Annotated in this window: 6 protein-coding genes; 3 read left to right on the forward strand and 3 right to left on the reverse strand. The window is 43.6% G+C overall.

Features of this window, described 5'->3' with window-relative positions:
• Nucleotides 1-506, forward strand: a 506-nt coding sequence (locus A3766_RS06035) for a YajQ family cyclic di-GMP-binding protein (protein ID WP_369808605.1), incomplete at its 5' end; no start/stop codon positions are given.
• A 74-nt stretch (nucleotides 507-580) separates the two neighbouring features.
• Nucleotides 581-2,128: an MFS transporter gene (locus A3766_RS06040; RefSeq protein WP_068516461.1), complete on the forward strand. Its 1,548-nt coding sequence runs from the start codon at nucleotides 581-583 to the stop codon at nucleotides 2,126-2,128.
• Between the two features lie 30 nt (nucleotides 2,129-2,158).
• Here the strand turns inward: A3766_RS06040 and A3766_RS06045 are convergent, their stop codons facing one another.
• From A3766_RS06045 to A3766_RS06055, 3 genes are all read right to left on the reverse strand, one after another.
• The gene (locus A3766_RS06045) at nucleotides 2,159-4,078 is read right to left on the reverse strand and encodes an EAL domain-containing protein (RefSeq protein ID WP_068553714.1); all 1,920 of its coding nucleotides are present in this window, start codon (nucleotides 4,076-4,078) and stop codon (nucleotides 2,159-2,161) included.
• 235 nt (nucleotides 4,079-4,313) lie between these two features.
• On the reverse strand, nucleotides 4,314-4,631 hold the full coding sequence (locus A3766_RS06050) for an MGMT family protein (RefSeq protein ID WP_068509027.1): 318 nt from the start codon (nucleotides 4,629-4,631) through the stop codon (nucleotides 4,314-4,316).
• 6 nt (nucleotides 4,632-4,637) lie between these two features.
• Entirely contained in the window at nucleotides 4,638-5,399 is a 762-nt protein-coding gene (locus A3766_RS06055) for an SDR family oxidoreductase (protein ID WP_068509029.1), read from the reverse strand.
• Nucleotides 5,400-5,548: 149 nt separating this feature from the next.
• Between A3766_RS06055 and A3766_RS06060 the strand changes: the two genes are divergently transcribed.
• Nucleotides 5,549-6,073: an FxsA family protein gene (locus A3766_RS06060; RefSeq protein WP_068509064.1), complete on the forward strand. Its 525-nt coding sequence runs from the start codon at nucleotides 5,549-5,551 to the stop codon at nucleotides 6,071-6,073.
• The last annotated feature ends 101 nt before the right edge of the window (nucleotides 6,074-6,174 follow it).

Here is a 6,174-nt window from a genome sequence, read left to right on the forward strand (position 1 = left end):
TTAATGATACGCGGGAGTATACCATGCCATCTTTTGATACGGTCTCAGAACTTGACATGCATGAGGTCACAAATGCAATTGATCAAGCAAAACGTGAACTAGGTAACCGTTGGGACTTTAAAAATGTTCAGGCCGATATTGTTGTCGAAGGGACACGAGTCACTTTTTCAGCCGAGCAGGACTTTCAGCTTGAACAGCTTATCGAAATGCTGCAGATGGCATTTGCTAAACGAAAGCTTGATGTTCGTTCTCTGACTGAGGCGGGTGACAGTAAAGCGGGCAAGTTAGTTAAAAGAAGTTTTGATATCAAACAGGGAATTGATAAAGATGTTGCACGAAAAATGGTTAAGATGGTGAAAGAAGCCAAGCTTAAAGTTCAGGTGGCAATTCAAGGTGATAAAGTTCGTGTTACGGGTAAAAAACGAGATGACTTGCAAGAAGTGATGCGCTTCTTCAAAGAATCGGATCTTGATATTCCGCTGCAATTCAATAATTTTAGAGATTAAGCTTAGAACGCTGAATCGGCTGTTGCTTCCTTTAGGGTGCTTTTATCTTCAATTCGCGATGAAAATATAAAAATATGTCTCAAGCACACTTAGGCTGGCGCCAGTCTTTAAGCTCTCTAAAGCACCCTCGGGTTCTGTCGATGCTGTTCTTCGGGTTTTCGGCAGGAATTCCCTTACTGTTAATATTTTCTTCGCTGTCTTTATGGTTGCGTGAAGCAGGGGTCGAACGCTCGACGGTTACTTATTTTAGCTGGGCGGCTTTAGCCTATTCTTTCAAATTCTTATGGGCGCCACTTGTTGATCGCCTTCCTGTGCCTTTGCTAACAGCCAGAATGGGGCGTCGAAGAGCATGGTTATTGATTTCCCAGCTAGCTGTTATGTCTTCTATCGCAATGATAGCTGCCGTTAACCCGGCTCAAGAAAGTGCTTTGAGCGTTATGGCTTTTGCGGTTGTGATGCTGGGGTTCTCATCGGCGACGCAAGATATTGTAATCGACGCCTATCGAATCGAGTCTGTTGGCACCGACCTGCAGGCATTGATGTCTTCCACCTATATTGCGGGCTATCGTATTGGCATGCTGGTCTCGGGAGCAGGGGCTTTGTTACTGGCCAGCTCTTTTGGCTCATCTGGTGAGGAATATGTCTATGATGCTTGGAGATCTACCTACTTGCTGATGTCTTTGACCATGTTAGTCGGGCTTGCTACGACCTGCATGGTGAGAGAGCCGAGCACAAGTAATGATACAAATAGTGCTTTTACTTCTGCTCAATATCTGAGGTTTTTGCTGTTATTTGTCGCCAGTATTGCACTGTTTGTATCGGTGTATATTCTAGGCTCTGAACTGGCTGCAGAATTGAAAATCTTCTTGGCTGAGTTGTTTAAGAACTCTGCTTTAGGGAACTTGCTAGTTGAATGTTTACGCCTGCTTACAGGGCTTTTAACTGTCGCACTGTTTATTCGTTCGATGGCCAATACCCCCTTTTACGAAAAGACACTCATACATCAATCTTATATTGCTCCCGTTGAAGAGTTTTTTAGCCGCTACGGTCTAAAGCTAGCGGTCTTATTGTTGATATTTGTCGGCTTCTATCGTATTTCAGATATTGTCTTAGGGGTAATCGCGAATGTTTTCTTTCAGGATATGGGCTTTAGCAAAACAGAGATCGCGACGGTTGTAAAAACCTTTGGCCTATTTATGACGATCGCAGGGGGATTTTTAGGAGGCGTGTTATCTGCTCGTTATGGTGTGATCAAAATGCTTTATACCGGTGCTTTTTTAACCGTCGCAACTAATCTCTTGTTTATGCTGCTGGCAGAGTCGGGTCATAATATTGAGTTGCTGTATTTTGTGATCTCGGCCGATAACCTAACGGCAGGATTGGCCAGTGCGGCATTTATAGCCTTCCTTTCAAGCCTGACCAATGTGTCTTTTACCGCTGTTCAATATGCAATATTTAGTTCGCTGATGACGCTTTTGCCAAAAGTAATCGGAGGGTATTCGGGGAGTATGGTTGATAATTTGGGCTACTCAAACTTCTTTTTACTTGCGAGTTTGATGGGTGTCCCCGTTATTGCCTTAATATATTGGATTCAACGTTATTCTGCGTTTAAGGATGCTTAGCGGCTCTCGTTCATAGACAGTAGGCTAACGTTAAATATAGCATTGTCTGTTTTTGATAAGTTCAATGAAGTCTGTTTCCGATATTGGCGGGCAATAATGATAACCTTGAACAAGGTCGCAATGCATATCTTGAAGGAGCGAAGCCATGTGATGGTTCTCGACGCCTTCTGCGACGACTTGTATTCCCAGTGCATGAACCATCTCAATGATGCCTCGAACTAAGGTTCGATCTTCCTGTGATACGAGAATTTCATCAATAAAACTCTTATCAATTTTGAGGATTTCAATTGGTAACTTTCTCAGATAACTCAAAGATGAGTGGCCTGTACCAAAGTCATCTATTGCGGTTCTGATACCCATGCTTTTTATTTCGTGGAGCGTCTGAACTGCCAGGTCCAAATCGTCCATAATTGCGGTCTCAGTCACTTCAAGCTCAAGTGTTGAAGGGTCAATTCCAAATGTGCCCAGTGAGCGTGCTAGGTCTTCTTGAAGCAAGCCTCTATGGAAGTGACGTGCAGAAATGTTGAGTGCCAATATGAAGTCGGAGTCAAGATAGGTCTGCCACTCTTTTAGGTGTTTGCAGCATTGATGAATTACCCATTGGCTGATAGGAATAATTTGGCCATTTTCTTCAGCAATTGGGATGAACTCAAAGGGGTTGCGATATTTTCCATCTTCTTGCTTCCAACGGATCAGTGCTTCAGCGCCTTTGATGGAGCCAGTGTCGAGATCAATTTTGGGTTGGAAGAATAACTCAAACTGCTCTTGCTCTAGCGCAACATTTAACTGACTGCGTATTTTTAAGCGATGCGCTGGCTGGTCGTTCTCACTTGCTTGATATATCACATATGTATTTTTGCCACGTTTTTTGGCTTGATACATGGCAATGTCAGCATTACTAATTAATTTGTCGGAGTCATTGCCGTGATCGGGGGCGGCGGCAATGCCGATACTCGCGCTCATGTAAATATCTTCATTGCCTAAATGAAATGGTGTGCCAAAAGAGTCAACAATTGCTTGTGCAAATTGTTTGGCATTATCTGTGCCATCTTGTTTTTCCATCACTGCAATGAATTCGTCACCACCATGTCTAGATAGTAGTGTGTGAGGGGGCAGCTCGGCTTCAAGGCGCAGAGTTATGGCCTTGAGTAGTGCATCGCCAACACCGTGTCCCAGAGAGTCATTTACATCTTTAAATCCATCAAGGTCGATAAACAGGACAATCGTCTGGTCTTTGTTTTGACTTGCCGAAGTCAGGGCGGTATCGAGCCTGTTTGATAGAAGCCTGCGGTTAGGTAGGCCAGTAAGCAAGTCATGATAAGCTCGGTGACGGGCTTCCTCTTCTTTGAGTTTTAGTTCGCTGATATCCCTAAAGCTCCAAGCCAGGCCAATAATCTCGCCAGAGTTGTTTTTCGTCTGGGGGTTGGAATATGCCTCAATAGTTCGACCCTTTAGTGTTTTTATTTCACACAGACGCTGCTCTTTGGGAGTCTCGAGGCTGAATTTAAACTCGGCTGTCAGTGAGTTTGGCTCGCTGATGAGGGTTTCTGTTTCTTTTAGAAAGTCTGCTATATGGTTGATGTTCTTTTCTTCAGGGTCGATACGGAACATCTCACAGAAATTTGGGTTGTAGAGTCTGACTCTACCTTCCAGATCGAGCACTAATAGAGCTTCATGGCTCGACTCTAAACTTGCATGCAATAGTGAATGAGATTCTTTAAGCGCACTCTGGGTTATCTTAAGTTCTGTAACTTGGCGCTCTAGTTCTTTATTGCGTGTAATGAGTTCCTTTGCTGACAGTTGAACGGAGCGCTCGAGGGTTGTTCTTTGTTCATCAGCTTCGACATAACTATTATGTACGGCATTCAAAAATGCAGTAATGCGAGGGTCATCCGGCACTTCTGATAGGTGCTTTTCGATCTGCTCTAGAATGAGTTTATGGTACTTCATAGCTTTCGTTTGTACTGCATGTTACTTAATGAACGTAGAGTCATTAATTTTCTATGTTACAAGGTTATCTCTACTTCACTTTAGAGTGCGTGCTGAAAATGCTTTTTAACCTAGGAAAGCAGGAGTCGAGTTCTCATTAAGTACCCGGCACATGACTATTTCAAGTGAATCTACTTAAATTTAGACTATATTTCTGTGTTTCGCTGTGAAATTTTAATGTTACTTGAATTGTCTTTTAGCCAAGCCAGAGATATTGGCACATAGAAGTAGAGCTCAGTGGCATAGGCACGCCTTCTGTTTCCAACAGTGAAGTTTGTTCCAGAAACTTATCGGAGCCTATCGGGAAGGAGCACTTTCCTTGAGCATTAATTATTCGGTGCCAAGGAATGCGGCTGTCTTTAGGTAGTTGTTTTAATATGTAGGCGACGTAACGTGCTTTGCCTGGGTGCCCTGCCAGGGATGCTATTTTCCCGTAAGAACAGACTTGCCCGCTGGGGATGCTCGCCAAGCAGGCCAGTATAGCCTGCTTGCATTCACTTTCGTTTGTTGCCATTGGGAGTTAGATTCTTAGTCCACCATCGACATCGATGACCCGGCCTGTAAGGTAATTATTTTCAAAAATGTGCACCACACTTTGTTGAATATGGCTAGGTTGGCCGGGGCGACCTAAAGGGATAACTTTCTTCATATGGTCTTGAGCCTCAGGTTTCATACTGGCTGTCATTTCCGTTTCCATAAAACCGGGAGCGATCGCCATAGAGCGAATATTATAGCGCGCGAGTTCCTTGGCCCAAGTGACGCTTAATGCAACCACGCCAGCTTTAGCCGCGCTGTAATTACTTTGTCCAATATTGCCTTCTCTGGCGATACTGGAAATATTAATAATACAACCCTCTGAATTGGTGTTAACCATCAGGCGGGCAGCTTCACGGCCACACAGGAATACACCACTAAGGTTAACGTCGATCACGCTTTGCCATTGCTGCAGGCTCATGGTTTGGCTAACTTTGCCATCTTTAGCTTTTAGCAATAAACCGTCTCGTAGAATGCCGGCATTATTAACGAGGCCATTCAGCTTTCCAAAATCGCGCTCAATCGTATTAAAGGTGTTCTCTACGTCAGCCTCTTGGGCAACGTTGCAAACATAGGTTTTAGCTGTGACGCCCAGTGCTTCGCACTCATTAGCGGTTTCATCAAGACGTTCTGCATTCATGTCGATCAGAGCGAGATTAGCTCCTTTTTCAGCAAGGCCTAAAGCCATTTCTCTTCCTAAGCCTTGAGCGCCGCCTGTAATTGCAATAACTGCATCTTGTAATTTCATGTTCTGCCTATATTAATACCAGATTGGGGCGTGTTGGGTATCGAGGGATCACCCCTAACCCTTAAATGAGAATCTATCTTAATGGCTTGTTAGGATAAGAAAAAGGATTAATGCAGTCGGGTACTAATAAATCTCGACTTGGAGTAAGTATGCAAATTTTATTTTTACTGTTCTTGATTGTTCCTATCATTGAGATGTTGGTATTAATTGAGGTGGGCTCATTTATTGGTGTCTTTTATACAGTGTTGCTGGTGTTATTGACGGCAGTCATAGGTGTGACGCTGCTTAAAAAACAGGGGCTGAGTACCTTTATCAGAGCTAATCAGAAGATGCAAAGTGGCCAGATGCCAGTCTCTGAAATTGGTGAAGGGATGATGTTGGCAATCGCGGGAGCATTGTTGCTTACCCCTGGGTTTGTGACCGATACGATTGGCTTTATTTTATTGACGCCGGGCTTTAGAGCTTCGTTTGCCAAGATGATTGCGAAAAATCTGGTACAGAATTCCTCACAAAGCGGCTTTTATTCCCAGACAACTTATAGACAGTCGTCTCAGGCGGAGGAGCAGCCGGTTAAGGACCCTTTCTCTGCCCAGGAATTTCCCCAACGTACCGTTCCGCCTGAAGAGATCGCCGAAGGTGAGTTTCAAGAGATAAAACAAGAAAAAGAAAAATAAGTGCTTGAAAAGCTTTCTATCATCCCCATTTATAGAGTCACTTATCAATGAAAATTGTAAGTTTAAAATGCAACTTATTGTTTTTATTAAATAAAATAAAG

The sequence above is a fragment of the Oleiphilus sp. HI0132 genome (genome assembly GCF_001635845.1).

Coding starts and splice junctions, on each gene's coding strand:
- A3766_RS06055 (WP_068509029.1), bottom strand. CDS start 5,399: ATGAAATTACAAGATGCAGTTATTGCAATTACAGGCGGCGCTCAAGGC.
- A3766_RS06040 (WP_068516461.1), top strand. CDS start 581: ATGTCTCAAGCACACTTAGGCTGGCGCCAGTCTTTAAGCTCTCTAAAG.
- A3766_RS06060 (WP_068509064.1), top strand. CDS start 5,549: ATGCAAATTTTATTTTTACTGTTCTTGATTGTTCCTATCATTGAGATG.
- A3766_RS06050 (WP_068509027.1), bottom strand. CDS start 4,631: ATGGCAACAAACGAAAGTGAATGCAAGCAGGCTATACTGGCCTGCTTG.
- A3766_RS06045 (WP_068553714.1), bottom strand. CDS start 4,078: ATGAAGTACCATAAACTCATTCTAGAGCAGATCGAAAAGCACCTATCA.